Here is a 16753-nt window from a genome sequence, read left to right on the forward strand (position 1 = left end):
CAGCAATTAATGCAGGTTTAACCATTCTAATCTGGTCTCACTGAAAACTTTACTAACAAATGTTGAGTGAGGCGAGATTAATGAGAGCTGATGTCAAGGTCTGGGTAGAGACCATCTCACTGCCGACCTACGAGGTAGGCGCCGAAGATCCCAACCCCATGTTTCTCGAGAAGCGGGTCTATCAGGGCTCCTCGGGGGCTGTCTATCCCTATGGGGTGATCGACACCCTCACCGGCCAGAAGCAGATGAAGTCCTATCGGGCAGTCTGGCTGGAAAACGACTTCATCAAGGTGATGCTGCTGCCGGAGTTGGGTGGCCGTATCCATCGAGCTTACGACAAGGTGATGAATCGCGACTTCGTCTATTACAACGAGGTGATCAAACCGGCGCTGGTGGGGCTGGTGGGGCCCTGGATTTCCGGCGGCATCGAGTTCAACTGGCCCCAGCACCACAGGCCCACCACCTTCATGCCGGTGGACTTCACCATTACGGAGCGGGAGGGCGGCGCCAAGACCGTCTGGCTCGGCGAGGTGGAGCCGATGCGTGGTCTGCAGGTGATGGCGGGCTTTACCCTCTATCCCGACAAGGCGCTCATCGAGATCACTGGCAAGGTGTTCAACGGGAACGACACGCCGCGCCACTTCCTCTGGTGGTCCAACCCGGCAGTGAAAGGGGGCGATGCCCACCAGAGCGTCTTCCCGCCCGATGTGACCGCCGTCTATGACCACGGCAAGCGCGACGTCAGTGCCTTCCCCATCGCCCGCGGTACCTACTACAAGGTGGACTACTCCGCCGGGGTCGATATCTCCCGTTACCGCAATATCCCGGTGCCCACCTCCTATATGGCGGACAAGTCCGACTACGACTTCGTCGGTGCCTACTGCCATGACGAGCAGGGCGGTCTGTTGCACGTGGCGGATCACCACGTCTCGCCGGGCAAGAAGCAGTGGAGCTGGGGCAACTGTGACTTCGGTCTGGCCTGGGATCGCAACCTGACCGATGACAATGGCCCCTATATCGAGCTGATGACCGGGGTCTACACCGACAATCAGCCCGACTTCACCTGGCTGGATGCGGGGGAAGAGAAGGTGTTCGTGCAGAACTTCCTGCCCTACAACACCCTCGGCACCCTGCAAAATGCCAACACCCGCGCCGCCATCAAGCTGGAGCGCAGCGATGATGGCCTGCTGTGCGGTGCCTACGCCATCGCGCCGCTGTGCCACGCCCGTTTCGAAGTGAGTGACGAGAGTGGTGTGCTGTTCACCCAGACACTGGATCTGCAACCGGGTCAGGCCTGGCTTGAGCCGCAGGCCATCACCAGCGAGGGACGCTTGCAGGTACGCCTACTGGATGAGCAGGGCCAGTCGATCCTGAGCTATCTCGAGCATCAGCCCGCAGGCGAGGCCTTGCCGGATCCGGCTACGGCGCCGGAGCCCGCCGTCAATCTCGACTCGGTCGACGAGCTCTACTTCATCGGCCAGCATCTTGAGCAGTATCTGCATGCCAGCCGTTCGCCCTTTGATTACTACCTGCGGGCACTGGAGCTAGACCGTGGCGACTATCGCTGCAATCTGGCGCTGGCAACTCTGGAGTACAACCGCGCCAACTATGAGCAGGCGCTGGCCTACGTCAATCAGGCGCTGGTCCGTGCCCATCGCCTCAACAAGAACCCCCAGTGTGGCAAGGCGAGCTTGCTGCGTGGCCACATCGAGGAGCGTTTGGGGCAATTCGATGCCGCCTTCGATGACTTCTACAAGGCGACCTGGAGCGGTAACTGCCGCGACAGTGGCTTCTTCGGGCTGGCCCGCATCGCCATGGTGCGCCGGGATCCCGCGCAGGCACTGCAATTTGTCGAGAAGAGTCTTGCCGTCAACGGCACCCACTACGGCGCTATCGCCCTCAAAGGGTTGGCGCTGCTGGAGTCTGGTGAGCAGGAGGCGGCCATCGCCTATATCGACGAGCAGCGCGTCCGTTATCCACTTCACTATCAACTGGCCTTCCTGTGCTGGCTGGCAAGCGAGCAGCCGACCGATCTCGAGGCGCTGCGCACCCTGTGCAACGGGCGCGGAGTGAATCTCTGCTTCCTGGCAAGCGATCTGCTGGCATTGGGACGTCCCGAGCTGGCGCAGCAACTGCTCTCAACACTGCAGGTGGAGGAGACCCTGCCGCTGCTGTTCCAGGCTGCATTGTTGTCGGAAGGTGAGGCGCAGGATGCCCTGCTGGCGCGAGCCGAGCAGGCCTTTAGCCGCAAGGTGCGCTTCCCCAATACCCTTGGCGAGGTGGCCATGCTGGCGCAACTGCCACACAGCTGGTTTGCCAGCTACCTGCTGGGCTGCTTCCACTACAGCAAGCGCAGCTACCCGCAAGCCATTGCCCTGTGGCAGCAGGTGTGCGAGCAGGCGCCTGGGTTTGCCCCGGCATGGCGCAACCTTGGCATCTATCACTTCAACAAGAGCGGCGATCCGGTGGCGGCCGAGCAGTGTCTGAGCCGGGCCTTTGCCCTCAAGCCGGATGATGCCCGTTTGCTGTTTGAACTGGATCAACTGCACAAGCGCTGCGCCATGGCACCCGCCGAGCGGTTGGCGCTGCTGGAGGCGCATCGTGAGGTGGTCCTCAAGCGCGATGATCTGACCGCCGAATTGCTCGGCCTCTATCACATCACCGGCCAGCTGGATGCGGCGGCCGAGATCTTGCGGCTGCGCGAATTCCACCCCTGGGAGGGGGGCGAGGGCAAGGTGACCGGCCAGTACCTCATCAATCAGCAACGCCGGGCATTGGCGTTGATGATTCAGGGACGCCACGAGCAGGCCATTCCGTTGCTGCAACAGGCGTTGCACTACCCCCTCAATCTGGGAGAGGGACGTCTGGTAGGACAGACCGACAACGATATCCATTACCTGTTGGCGCTCTGCCATCTGGCCTGTGACAACCAGAGTCTGGCGGCCCAGTGCCTGCAACTGGCCTGCCTCGGCCAAGGATCGCTCGGGGCCAGCCGCTACTACAACGATCAGCCGGTGGATTATCTCTTCTATCAGGGTATGGCGCTGGCACGTCTTGGTCGGGTTGCGGAGGCGCAGCGTCTCTTTGAAGGGATGGTCGGCTGGGCCGAGCAGGCGATGGGCGAGTCGATCGAGGCGGACTTCTTTGCCGTCTCACTGCCGGATCTCATCGTGCTGGATGACGACCCGCAGCATAAACATCGCCAGCACTGTCTGCTGGTCAGGGCGCTCGGCCTGTTGGGGCTGGGTCAGCGGGATGGTTGTGAACAGACCTTGCGAGAGCTGCTCACCCTTAACCCGGCTCACGACAAGGGACACCTCTTTGCCCTGATCTGCCTCGAGCTGTCACTCCACTCATAACTCTCATAACTCTCATAACAAAAACCGGCGCCCCGCCACGGTGAGGGGGTGCCACTGCACCCTACAATCGACAAGATGATAAGGATGAGTCATGGAACGCACGAAAAATCAATTGGATACGAATGGGCTCAATATGAGCTACATCTGGATGATCTGTTTGGTGGCCGCCTGCGGTGGCCTGCTGTTTGGTTATGACTGGGTCGTGATTGGCGGGGCCAAGCCCTTCTATGAGGCCTATTTCGCCATCACGGATCCGGCCCAGTCCGGCTGGGCCATGAGCTCGGCGCTGGTGGGCTGCGTGCTGGGGGCCGCCATCTCCGGCTGGTCAGCCGATCGCTTCGGTCGCAAGAAGCCGCTGATCCTGGCTGCCATCCTCTTCACCATCTCGGCGTGGGGCACGGCTGCGGCCAGCAACTTCGATCTGTTTGTGGTTTATCGCATCATCGGCGGGATCGGCATCGGTCTGGCTTCTGCGCTCTCGCCCATGTACATCGCCGAGATCAGCCCGGCCAACAAGCGCGGCAAGTTCGTGGCCATCAATCAGCTCACCATCGTCATCGGTGTGCTGGCGGCTCAGCTGGTGAATCTGATGATCGCCGATCCGGTGGCAAGCAATGCGACTCAGGCCGATATTCTGGCGACCTGGAATGGACAGTCCGGCTGGCGCTGGATGTTCGGTGCCGAACTGGTACCTGCGTTGGCGTTTCTGGTGTTGATGTTCTTCGTGCCGGAGTCGCCGCGCTGGTTGGCCAAAGATGGTCAGTATGAGAAAGCCTCCCGCATGCTCGGCAAGATTGGCGGGGATGCTTATGCCAAGCAGACCCTGGCCGATATCCGCCAGACTCTGGTGGGCGAGACCCACAAGGTCTCGCTGGCGGAGCTGGGTAAACCCTCGGTGCGGCCGATCCTCATCATCGGGATTGTACTGGCAGTGTTCCAGCAGTGGTGCGGCATCAACGTGATCTTCAACTATGCGCAGGAGATCTTTGCCTCCGCCGGGTTTGACATCAACAGCACCCTCAAGTCCATCGTCGCCACCGGTCTTATCAACTTGCTGTTTACCCTGATCGCGCTGCCCATGGTGGACAAGATTGGCCGCCGCAAGCTGATGCTGATTGGCTCGGCGGGACTGACCATTATCTACGGCATGATGGCGGCGGCCTATGCCACAGGCGTACTGGGGATGCCGGTGCTGCTGCTGGTATTGGCGGCCATCGCCATCTATGCCTTGACGCTGGCGCCGGTCACCTGGGTGTTGCTCTCGGAGATCTTCCCGAACCGGGTGCGCGGATTGGCGATGTCGGCTGGAACCCTGGCGCTCTGGATCGCCTGTTTCGTGCTGACCTACACCTTCCCGCTGCTCAATGCCGGGTTGGGGGCTGCAGGCAGCTTCCTGCTCTATGGCCTTATCTGTTTCGCCGGTCTCATCTTTATCTATCGCAAGGTGCCCGAGACCAAGGGCGTCACGCTGGAGGCGCTGGAAGCCCAGCTGGCCCAAGGCAAGGTCGAACTGACGCCGACCAAGGCGAGCGCCTCGGCATGACGGTTTACACATTGGGCAACCCGCATCTTCGGATGCGGGTTTCAACCCAAGGAGCCTGTGTGCTGGGGCTGGAGGATGAGCAGGGGCGCCCGCTGCTGCGCAATACCGACTCCGATGCTCCTTACGATCCCGGGCAATGGCATCCCGGCGAAAGCGCGCTGTTTCCCATGTTGCCGCTGGCCAACCGGGTCGCAGGCAACCGTTTTGAGTTGTGGGGAGAGGCGTGTGCATTGCCCGCGAGCGAGCTCGATCCCGATTTCTTTTTGCATGGGGATGGCTGGCTACAGCGATGGCAACCGGTGGCGTTGACCGACAGCTCGGTGACTTTGCAGCTCAACAGCCAGAATGGTCCCTTTCACTATCTGGCGGAGATCGACTATCGGCTGCAGGGGGCGAGCCTGGTGGCGCGGATCAGCCTGACCCATCTTGGGGAGAGCCCCTGTCTCTACGGCGCGGGTTTTCACCCCTTCTTCTGGCGCGACGAGCAGACCCGCATCCGTTTTCTGGCGAGCGGCGTCTGGCAAGAGGGAGCAGATCATCTGCCGATCGACTGGTCGAGCAGGCTGGCACCCCACCTCGATTTTCGCCAGTGGCAGCGCCCGCAAGGGTGGCTCAACCACTGTTATGGCGGCTGGCGCGGTCAGGCCGAGCTTGACCATCCTGCCCGCCAGCAGCGGCTGCTGGTTTCAAGCGAGTGTGCCTTCCTGATGCTCTATCAGCCCGATGAGGGGAGTGGCTTCGTCTGTCTGGAGCCCCAGAGTCACGCCGCCAATGCCCACCACCTGGCCGGTCACCCCGGTTTGCGGCTACTCGCCAGAGGTGACCGCATGAGTATCGGTATGACCCTGACAGTGGCGTCCGGGGGCTGATCATGATCTGGCTTGTGGTATTGGTGAACACAATGAGCCACCCGTCGGGTGGCTCTTTTTATTGCGGATTATCCTGCGTGTTACCTGATCTCCGGTCAGGCTATCTCCATCTCTGGCTGTGGTGTCGAGGTGTGTTAGCTGGTCAGCTTGTCGATGCGCACCGCTGCCACCTTGAACTCGGGGATCTTGGCGTAGGGGTCGGTGGCATTGATGGTGAGCCGGTTGGCCGGGGCTTCGGCGAAGTGGAACGGGATAAAGACTACACCCGGTTGCATCCGTTTGGTCACGAAGGCGGGCAGTTCGATATGGCCGCGGCGGCTGGTGACCTTCACCCGCTCACTGTTGCTGATCCCCATCCGCTGCGCATCCACCACGCTCATCATCACCCGCGGCCCGGCCAGCTTGTCGAGCCCCTTGGTCTTGCGGGTCATGGTGCCGGTGTGGAACTGCTCCAGCAGGCGGCCGGTGGTGAGCACGATGGGATAGGTCTCATCGGGCAGTTCGGCGGCATAGCGGAACGGGGTCGCGACCATCTCCCCCTTGCCACGGGTGAACTGCTTGCAGTGGAGCAGGCGAGTGCCTTCGGGCGCTGCGTCGTTGCAGGGCCACTGCAGCCCTTGCGCTCCCACCTTGTCCCACTGGATGCCGGCGTATTGCGGGGTGACTTGGCAGATCTCGGCGGTGATCTCCTGCGGGTTTTGATAGTGCCAGTCGCCGCCCATGGCGTTGGCGATCTGCTGGATGATCCACCAATCCTCCCGCGCTTCACCCGGCGCCTTGAGGGCGGGGGAGATGCGTTGCACCCGCCGCTCGGTGTTGGTGAAGTGGCCGCTCTTCTCGGCAAATGAGCAGGAGGGGAGCACCACATCGGCGAGCTGGGCAGTTTCCGAGAGGAAGATATCCTGCACCACCAGAAACTCCAGCTGCTTGAGCCCCTCGATGACGTGATGCTGATCCGGATCGCTCAGCACCGGGTTTTCACCCATCACATAGAGCCCCTTGATGCTGCCCGCACAGGCGGCATCGATGGTCTCGGTAAGAGTGAGACCGGGCGTGCGCGGCAAGTCTGGATGCTGCCAGGCGGTGGCGAAGCGGGCATGCACCTCGGGGTTGGCCACTTTCTGATAGCCGGGCAGGCAGTTGGGCAGCGCCCCCATGTCACAGGCACCCTGCACGTTGGACTGGCCCCGCAGCGGGTTGATGCCGCCCCCTTCGATGCCGATGTTGCCGCACAGCAGTTGCAGGTTGGCGATGGCCCGCACGTTGTCGTGGCCGGTAGTGTGCTGGGTGATCCCCATCGAGTAGTAGATGGCGGTGCGTTCGGCGGTGCCGATGAGGCGGGCGAGCTCGATCACCTGCTCGGCCGGCACGCCGGTGACGAGGGCTACCTTGTCCGGGGCATAGGCCGGGGAGAGCACCTCCGCTTGCAGCGCTTCGAACCCTTCTACTCGTGCGGCGATATAGGCCTTGTCGTGCCAGTTGTTCTGGATGATCTGCTGCATCAGGCCGTTGAGCAGCATCACGTCGGTGCCGGGTCGGTGAGCCAGATAGAGGCTGGCATGGTCCGCCATCTCGATCCGCTTCGGATCGGCCACTACCAGCCGCGCCTTGCCCGTGGTGACTGCCCGCTTGATATGGGAGCCGATGATGGGGTGAGCCGCCGAGGTGTCGGAGCCGATGATGAAGATGAGATCCGAGTGATCAATGCTCGGGATGTCGTTGGTCATAGCGCCGCTGCCGAGTGACGCCTCCAGCCCGGTGACGGTGGAGGCGTGGCAGAGCCGCGCGCAGTGATCCACGTTGTTGGTACCAAGCTCCCGGCGCATGAACTTCTGGAACAGGTAGTTCTCTTCGTTGGTGGTTTTGGCCGACGAAAAACCCGCCAGCGCATCGCTGCCATAGTGCTGGCGCAGGGTGGTAAAGCGCTCGGCCACCAGAGCGATGGCCTCCTGCCAGCTGGCGGGCACCAGCTCGCCATTTTTACGGACAAGCGGGGTAGTGAGGCGCTCCTCGCTCTGAATAAAGTCAAAGCCGAAGCGCCCCTTGACGCAGAGCAGTCCCTGATTTACCGGCGAGTTGCGATTTCCCTCCACATAGCGGATGCGGTTGCGCGCCTTATCGACATAGAGGGTGACGCCACAGCCCACTCCGCAGTAGGTGCAGATGGTATTGACCGGTGTGAGCAGTTCGGTGCGCCCCTGCGACTTGTCGCGGGCATCCACCAGGGCCCCGGTGGGGCAGACCTGTACACAGGCGCCGCACTGCACGCAGTGGGAGTCACCCATCGAGAGTCCCGTGTCGAACTGCGGCCGGTTCGAGAGGGTGCCATCGCTGTTCTTGGCAAAGCGCAGCACACCCTGTACCGCCTGCTCACCACAGGTCTGCACGCACTGGCCGCAGCCGATGCAGCGGTTGGCATCGAACACGATAAATTCGCTGCTGTTATCCACTGCAAACTTCTGGCACTGGCTGGTATCGAGAGCGCTCTGCTCGACCTCGTATTCGGTGGCATAGTCGCGCAGCGCGCAATCGGTGTTGGCCTGACAGCCACACTCGAGGCAGCGGCTGGCTTCGCTGCGGGCATCGGCATCACTCAAACCACGCTCCACCTCGGCAAAGCTGCCCTCGCGATCCTGCTCTGCCAGATGGGGCATGATGGTGCGGGCGACTTTTTTCAGGTGAGCAAACTGGGCGGGATCGACCTGCTTGAGTGTGGGGGCCTTGCAGGCGTTGAAAGGACGAACCGGGTCGATCATGTCACCGTGGAGGAACTGATCGATGGCCAGCGCGGCCTTGCGGCCATCGGCAACCGCTTCGATGGCGGTGGCGGGCCCGCGGCGCAGATCGCCGATGGCGAACAGGTTGCCGTGGCCGCTGTGCATGGTCTCGGGGTGGGATTCCAGCGTCTGCCAGCGGGTGAAGGGGAGGGTGAGGGGCTCCCCCTCCATAAAGCTGAGATCCGGCTGCTGCGACACCGCCGCAATCACGGTATCGAACTCTTCAATGAGGTACTCGCCGGTGGGCTCCGGGCGGCGGCGACCGGAGGCGTCCGGCTCGCCGAGGGCCATCTTCTCGAGGCGCACCTGACAGACGCGACCACGACTGTCCGGCAGATTCTCTACCGGATTGGTCAGCATCATGAAGCGCACCCCTTCATGCTCCGCCTCGTCGATCTCGTAGGCTTCGGCGGGCATCTCGGCGCGGGTGCGGCGATAGATGAGGGTGGTGTCAGCCCCCAGCCTGACCGCTGTGCGGGCGCAGTCGATAGCGGTATTACCACCCCCGATCACCGCCACCCTCTTACCGGTGGTGAGCCGCTTGGCCAGCATCCGATCCTTGAGGTAATCGACCCCGAGATAACAACCGGTCAGGGTGCTGCCCGGGTAATCCATCGGCACTGCCTTGGAAGCACCAACCGCCAGACAGACCGCATCATAGTCGCGGCACAGCGCCGAGAGGGTGATCTGGTGGCCCAGTCGCTGCCTGGTGTGGATCCGCATGCCGCTTTGGCACATCAGGTCGATCTCCTGATCGAGGATCGCCTTGGGCAGCCGGTATTCAGGGATGCCGTAGCGCAGCCAGCCACCCGCTTCGGGCATCGCCTCGAACAGGTCGACCTCGAACCCCTCGTAACCCAGATAGTAACCGCAGGTGAGGCCGCCCGGGCCGCTGCCGATAATGGCAATCCGCTTGCCCTTGGCGGGCTTCTTTGCCGGTTGATAGGGGGTAATCTCGGCCAGATCGAGATCGGCGGCGTGACGCTTGAGGTGGCGAATGGCCAGCGGCTCATCCACCAGCGCGCGGCGGCACTGTGCCTCACAGAAAGCAGGGCAGACCCGGCCGATGGAGAGGGGCATTGGCAGGGTCTGCTTGATGACGGCCATTGCCGCCTCGTGCTCCCCCATGGCGATGTGATGCAGATAGGATTGAATGTCCACCCCGGCCGGACAGGCGCGCTGGCAGGGGGCTTCGCAATCGGCGTAGTGATCCGAAAGGATGCGGCCGAGCGCCTGCTGGCGGTGTGCGCGCAGGGCATAGCTTTGGCTGGTGATCACCATCCCTGCCTCGGGGCGCGTCTCGCAGGCGCGGCGGATGCCGAGACCGGCAATCTCGACCACGCAGAGATCGCACGGCGTCTTGGGGGCGCTGGTGTTGTCACCGCACAGGGAGGGGATATCAGTCTGGTGCTGTTTGGCTATCTGGAGCAGGGTTCTGGTCGGGTCAACCGTCAACTGAGCCCCATCGAGGTTGATGGTGATCATGGCGTCATAAACTCGCTTTCAAGGCGCAGAAAATGCTGCATCTGGCGGAGCCAGCAGGGGAAGCGACAGGGAGGCCGCTTGCTATACGCTCACCATAGCAAAGATTATTTACAACTTTATTTGATTTTAGACAGCTTATTGTTCAAAAGGGAAAACGATTTCAGGTTGTCTTGTCTACCTCATCGGCTCGGCGCATCGTTGAGAGCCATTCCTGTTAAAGCAAGAGATTCATTGTCTTATTGTCAGTTTATGCGTCAGGTAGAAGAGAGGCCGCTCTCGCTCGCGGGAGGTGTTATCCGCCAGTAGCACCATTTGTGATGCAACTTATTTTGCATAAATGGTGACTCAAGGCATGCGGCGCATACAGAGCAAAGGGGGGGGGCACTCGACTGGATAGACGTTTGCTGGAGAGGGGGAGGGCATGCAGTGAGTGGCGAGCCCTAGACAAAGAAAATGGCCACCTTTTGTAAGGCGGCCATGCACGTTGCCGGTCGGTGCCCTGTGGGCCCAAAGGGTTGGTCGCAGGAGATCAGCCGGATATCAGGGTCGGCAGTCGGGCTTGCCAGATCTGGTGCCAGTGCTGCAGTTCGCTGCGCGGCATCGGGCGGGCGGTGAAGAAGCCCTGACAGATATCGCACCCCAGCTTGGCCAGCAGTTGCCAGGTCTGCACATCTTCCACCCCTTCGGCGACTGATTTCAGCCCCAGCTTGCGTGCCAGCTCGATGCTCGACTCAATGATGGCCAGACGGGAGGGGTCGGCATAGCAGCGATCGACAAACGAGCGATCAAGTTTGAGCTCGGTAAACGGCAGCAGCGCCAGCTGCTGCATCGAGGAGTAGCCGGTACCGAAGTCATCGATGGAGAGGCCAAAGCCGTGCATCCGCAGCCGGGTCAGCACCTCCAGTGCCTTGCCGATATCCTCGACAAACGAGCTTTCGGTCACCTCCAGGGTGATCAGCTCGGGATTGACGCCCCAGCGCTGGCACTGGTTGATCAGGAAGTGGCAGAGATCTCCCTCAATCAGCGAGGTGGTTGAGAGATTCATCGACAGATTGAGGGAGAGACCGGTCTGGCCCCACAGATGGCAATCCTGCAGCGACTTGTTGATGATGACATCGGTCAGCTGGTCGATAAGGCCGTTGTTTTCCGCCAGCGGGATAAACATGCCGGGGGAGATCAGCCCGTATTCCGGATGCTGCCAGCGGGCCAGCGCCTCCATCCCCACCCACTGGCCGGACGCAAAGCCGACCTTGGGTTGATACCATGGCAACAGCTGGTCGTTGTCGAGGGCGCGTTTGAGCTCGTCCACCGACAGGACGAGGCCATCGTCCTTGCCCGAGGGGGCCGACTTGGGTGCCCAGGAGTCGATCAACTGGCGCAGCCGCTGCGGGCTGGAGGGTTTCTCGATGCGACCCAGCACATGGAGACCATAGGCCGCGCTCATGCGCAGCACGGCCTCCACCACGTCATCTTCCAGCGCGCTGGAGAGGATGATGCCGCCCCGAAAGCCACCCAGCGAGAGGCGGCGCAGCAGCGCCATGCCATCCATGCCGGGCATCCGCAGATCGCAGAACAGGATGTCGACAGTGTGGCTCTGGCACAGCGCCAGGGCTTCGATGCCGTCTGCGGCCTCCAGCAGTTGCTGATAACCGAGCGCCCGGATCTGGTGCATCAGGGTCTTGCGTTGAAAACCGTGATCCTCGACCACCATGATGACCAACTCGTCTGCCGTTCTACTCATCGAGCCACAATCCCATTTCACGTTCAATAATGTTCATCTGTTCTTCCACTCTCTGTGTCAGCAGCGCGAGCTCGCTCAACTGTTTGAGGCGGGCCGCCGATTCCAGTTGCGCCGCCTGCTCGGCCAGGGAGAGCTCCCCGACCATTCTGGCTGCCCCTTTGATGCTGTGGGCGATCTCCACCAGCTCCTGGCTATCATCGGAGGAGAGCGCGCTCATCATAGCGTGGCAATCTTTCCGGTTGGAGGCCAGATACTCCCTTGCCATGCTTTTGGCTATCCCTTCATCGCCAAACAGATCTTGCCAGCGACCGATCATGTCGAGATTGATGGCCTGTCGTGCGGGCACTCTCTCTGTGATCGTAGTCGCGGGCAACCACCGCAGCAGCATCTGGCGCAGTGACTCCAGCGAATAGGGTTTGCACAGCATGCCGTTCATGCCGGCTGCCGTCATATTGGCTGCCGCCTCCTCCGAGGTATCGGCGGTGACGCCGATGATGGGGGCTTGCTCCCCTTGTTCCCGCAGGCGGCGGGTCAGGGTGTAGCCATCCATGTGCGGCATGTGGCAGTCGGTGATCAGCAGGGCGAAATTCCGGGTTTGCCAGGCGCGAAGCGCCTTCTCGCCATCTTTCACTACCTCGCACTCCACTCCCAGAATCGCCAGCTGACGGGTCAGCAGGGCGCGATTGACCAGATGGTCATCGGCGACCAGCACCCGCCCGCCCAGTTTTTCGATGCTGGCGGCATGGGTGGTCACGGCTCGCCCGGTGATCAGTTCGCGGCAGCTTTCGACCAACAGATCCGGATAGAGGGGGGATTGGCCGAGGCGCCACCAGTTCTCCGAGCCCATGCGCCCCCGCAACGCTTCGCGGGGGGAGAGGATGACCCCCTTGAGGGTGCCGGACTGCAGCAAGGTGTGCCAATCGCTCCCCATGCTGGACTCCAGCGCGGCCTCTTCCGCCAACAGCAGTCCGTCGAGATTGGCGGTGAGCTGGTGGATATCGAGGGGGATCAACCGGGCGCCGAGCCGTGCCATGGTGGCCTGTAAGGCGGCATCGCTACCCAGCCACCACCATTCGCTGCCCGCCAGTGCGGGTGGTTCCCACAGGCCATTGAACAGCGGGATGCTGAAGCGGAAACAGGCTCCTTCACCGAGCTGGCTCTTGACCGTCAGGGTGCCGCCCATCTTCTTCACCAGCTGATCACAGATGGCCAGGCCCAGACCTGTGCCGCCAAAGCGGCGATTGATATCGGATTCCACCTGCTCGAACGGGGTAAAGAGCAGCGCTTGCTTCTCTTCGGCGATGCCGATGCCGGTATCTGTCACCGCGATAACCAGCTGCTGGTCGTGACAGCTGACCTGGATCGAAATGGCGCCCTGCTCGGTGAACTTCACCGCATTGTTGAGCAGATTGGAGACCACCTGGCCCACTCTGACCGGATCGATATCGGCCAGGTCGGGGAGTTGATCCTCCCACTGGAGCGTGACCTTCAGCCCCTTGCTGTAGGCCAGTGCGGCATGGCCGCGGATCACATCGCACACCACAGGTTGCAGACGGCAGGATTGGCGATTGAGGTGCAGCTGACCCGCCTCGATTTTGGAAAAGTCGAGGATATCGTTGACCAGATAGAGCAGGTGGTTGGCCGAGCTCTCCACATTGCGCAGCAGATAGCGCTGGTCATCATTGAGCTCGCTCATGCGCAGCAGCTCCAGCATGCCGTGCATGCCCGAGATGGGGGTTCTCAGCTCATGGCTCATGGTGGCCAGAAAAAGGCTGCGAGCCTGTATCGCCTGCTCGGCCGCGGCGCGCGCCTCGCGCAGCTCATGCTCCTGTTGCTTGATGGCGGTGATGTCCTGCACCACGCCGTTGAGCAGGCGATCATTGCCCTGTTGCGCCACAAAGTTGCCGCGGATCTGGATATAGCGCTCCCCTTGAACAGAGGGCACCAGCACCTCCATATCGAGCGGCTCAAGGGTTTGCGCATGTTTGGCCACCTTATCGATAAAGGTTGCCAGAGCCTCATCGTTCAAGCCGAGGATCACGCCGCCAGACTCGGCTGCCATCAACTCTTGGTGGGTCATCCCGAGAATGTCGCTGGCCCCCTGGGACAGATAGAGGAATTTCCCCTTGCCGGCCCCTTGCCAGAGATATTGATAGACCAGACCCGGCATGCTGTCAGTGATGTCCCGCAGCCTGCCCTCCACTTCCCGCACCTTGTTTTCGGCGGCCTTGAGGGCACTGACATCGGTCAATACCGTCAGCACCCCCTGAATCGCGCCGTCTGCTGCGCGATAGGGCAACTTGACGTAGACCACGTGAAGGGGAACATCCCCCTCGCGCTGGGTATAACCCGATCCTTGGAAGATCTCGCCGGTTTCCCAGACCGCACGCTCCTCGCGCAGCATCTGTTGCCGCTCGTCCTCGGTCATATAGCCCCAGCGATCACCTTCTTCCCCATCACCGACAAACAGCTCGCGGTATGCCCGGTTGCTGAGGGTCAGGCGATGATCGCGATCCCGCAGCGCCACCATATTGGGCAGGGAATCGAGCAGGGTCTGGATAAACACCAACTGCTCATTGAGCGTCTTCTCGGCCCGTTGACGCTGCACGATCTCCCGTTTCAGAGTGCGGTTCCAGGCCCAGAACAGGGCAAACAGCAGAGTGGCAGCCGTGCCACCTATTACGAACCAGAGCAGCACTGTTTCGCTGTTGATGCCGGTCTGCACGCTCATGGAGAGCCAGCGTTTCTCCACTTTATTGAGCTCCTCCGGCGGTATCGAATAGAGCACCTTGGTGAGGATCCGCTGCAGCATGGGATCTTTGCGCGTAGCCATGGCGACCGGCAGGCGCAAGTCTTTGCCGGCATAGACCACCTGATAGCGTTCGCTCACCCGCTTGTTGATGGATGGCAGGGTGACCATCACGTAGTCGGCATCGCCCGTGTCCAGCAGCTCCAGCAAGCGGTTGTCATTGTTGACCTCTACCAGATGGGCGCCGATGTGGGTCAGTAGATCTTTATCCAGCGAGCCATGCACCATGCCGACCCGTTTCCCTCGCAGCAGTGAGAGATCGGTGATATCGGTACTGCCTTTGGGGGCAATAACGACCCGATCGACAAACAGATAGCCGGGGGTGAACAGCGCAAACTGGCCGCGGTCGTGGTTGGGGGAGATGGCCGGAATAAAATCGATCTGCCGCAGCTTCAGCATATTCTGGGTTTCACCCCAGCTATTGGTGCGAACCAGAGAGAACTTCAGCCCGGAGACTTGCTGCATCAGCGCCATCAGGTCCGCCACATAACCGACCAGCCTGCCCCGGTAATTGAATTCGCTCATGGAGGTCCAGTCCGGAGAGACGCCGTAAGTCAGCTCAGGATGCTGGTTGAGCCACTCCTGCTCCTCAGGGGTAAACTGCACAGACTTCACCGCTCCTGAGTCCGCATGTTGGCTAGTCGTAGTGGCGGCCAGCATGTGACGACGATCTTCAACCGGTATCTCGTTGAATGCCTTGCTCACCAGGCTGACTAGTGCCGGGTCGCTCTTGTGCATATTGATGGAGAGAGACGTGCCGCTTACCCATTCCGGAGTGGCAATGGTGAAGCTAGCCTTGGGATGCTGATCTCTCACCATCACCAGTGACGGCATGTCGGCAAGATAGGCGTCAGCCATGCGCTTTTTGAGCATAAAGGCTGCTTCACTGCGACTCTCTGCCTCGGTCACACGGAGAAATCCCAGTTTTTTCAATTCACTGCAAGCATTGACTCCTGTGACACAGACCCAGTGCAAACCATGGGCATCCTGTCGTGACAACTTCGTTTTGCCATTGTTGAGCAGCACGCCGCGTGGCATGGAGAGCAAAAACGGGAGGGAGACAATATTGGATCGCCATTGTTCGCTTGGCTGGTCGTTCACCAGTATGTCGATTGCTCCGTGGTCAAGTCCGGAGAGCGCATCCACGTAGGAGGGGTAAACCTTGTAGCGCAGGGTCAAACCGAGCGTTCTGGCAATCTGCTGCGCAATGTCGGGGACTGGGCCGGTAAAACGTTGATCTGCATCCTTATAGCTGTATGGAGGGTCACCCATCATCGGCATGCCGATGACCAGCTCCTGGTGTGATGACAGCCAGGCGCGCTCAGACAGATCAAACTCGTTTTCATTCAGACTGGTAATGGCGTGCGCCGCCACGCCCCAGAGCAGTAGCAGGAGAAACAGGAATAGACGATCACATTGGCGGAGCATCAGAAGGAATCCAACAGAATTGGGCGCATATTGTAAGTGCATTAAAATGCAGCGGCCAACATCAATTTACTCAATATTGGGCCACGACATGCCGATGTGCGGCTGTGAGTCCGGCTAGTATCGGGATGGCAACCTGATGATAAAGCCTGCGCGGTGATGCGCCTGATTTTTTTTTGCCAAAGGCCAGTTCAAGGGGGATATTGGAAAAAAATCCAACCAGTTTGATATCGGTAAACAACATGGACATGGACAAATAAAAAGGGCCACCTCTTGCGAGATGGCCCTTTCCAAACGTTTGGTGGAGCTGGGGGGATTTGAACCCCCGTCCAAAATTACTACATCCTTGGCACTACATGCTTAGTCACTCTTTACATTCGCCAACCCGCTGCGGAGAGACACGCCACGAATTGACTAGCTCGATTGGTTTTAATGCTTCCGCCCCGAGCAGGACTTCCACACGATCCTGTGAAGGATGACCTTCCGATTCCCTAGGACACAGGCAAGCTAGGGTAGAAGGGCTCTATGCAGGTTATTAAGCTGCTAGTGCGTAGTTTTCGTCGTTTGCGACTATTTTTTTGCGGTTTATTAACGAGGCCTACCGCACCTCGGCATGCACCTTGGGTTTCGTGAATCTTGTCGAATCCAGAATCAGCCCCAAGTTGTTAATTGCGATTGTACGCAAAAATGCTGTCATAGCAAGGCGTTGATACCCATTCCCTCTGGCAGCCAGTCTGTTTGCCGA

6 protein-coding genes and 1 other RNA gene are annotated in these 16753 nt (G+C 60.6%); 3 read left to right on the forward strand and 4 right to left on the reverse strand.

All coding sequences use genetic code 11. The features are described from left to right. Positions 1-80: 80 nt before the first annotated feature. The 3 genes from AB5Z02_RS06525 to AB5Z02_RS06535 all read left to right on the forward strand — a co-directional run bounded on the left by AB5Z02_RS06525 (position 81) and on the right by AB5Z02_RS06535 (position 5771). Positions 81-3359 (forward strand): DUF5107 domain-containing protein, encoded by a 3279-nt coding sequence (locus AB5Z02_RS06525; RefSeq protein WP_368215621.1) that lies wholly within the window; start codon positions 81-83, stop codon positions 3357-3359. Between the two features lie 91 nt (positions 3360-3450). Further along, entirely contained in the window at positions 3451-4902 is a 1452-nt protein-coding gene (locus AB5Z02_RS06530) for a sugar porter family MFS transporter (RefSeq protein WP_120415720.1), read from the forward strand. Next, entirely contained in the window at positions 4899-5771 is an 873-nt protein-coding gene (locus tag AB5Z02_RS06535) for an aldose 1-epimerase (protein WP_368215623.1), read from the forward strand. The genes AB5Z02_RS06530 and AB5Z02_RS06535 overlap by 4 nt, the downstream gene beginning before the upstream one ends. A 134-nt stretch (positions 5772-5905) precedes the next feature. Here the strand turns inward: AB5Z02_RS06535 and fdhF are convergent, their stop codons facing one another. The 4 genes from fdhF to ssrA all read right to left on the reverse strand — a co-directional run bounded on the left by fdhF (position 5906) and on the right by ssrA (position 16667). Continuing rightward, the gene (fdhF, locus tag AB5Z02_RS06540) at positions 5906-10033 is read right to left on the reverse strand and encodes a formate dehydrogenase subunit alpha (protein WP_368215625.1); all 4128 of its coding nucleotides are present in this window, start codon (positions 10031-10033) and stop codon (positions 5906-5908) included. A 529-nt stretch (positions 10034-10562) separates the two neighbouring features. After that, a complete protein-coding gene (locus tag AB5Z02_RS06545) occupies positions 10563-11774 on the reverse strand; it encodes an EAL domain-containing protein (protein ID WP_005353540.1) in 1212 nt (403 codons plus the stop codon). After that, a complete protein-coding gene (locus AB5Z02_RS06550; protein WP_368215627.1) occupies positions 11767-16011 on the reverse strand; it encodes a transporter substrate-binding domain-containing protein in 4245 nt (1414 codons plus the stop codon). Before AB5Z02_RS06550 ends, AB5Z02_RS06545 begins: the two co-directional genes overlap by 8 nt. A 296-nt stretch (positions 16012-16307) precedes the next feature. Then, positions 16308-16667: a transfer-messenger RNA gene (gene ssrA, locus AB5Z02_RS06555) on the reverse strand. Positions 16668-16753 lie beyond the last annotated feature (86 nt).

The sequence above is a fragment of the Aeromonas sp. R2-3 genome, from assembly GCF_040908375.1.
Taxonomy (GTDB): Bacteria; Pseudomonadota; Gammaproteobacteria; order Enterobacterales; family Aeromonadaceae; genus Aeromonas; species Aeromonas veronii.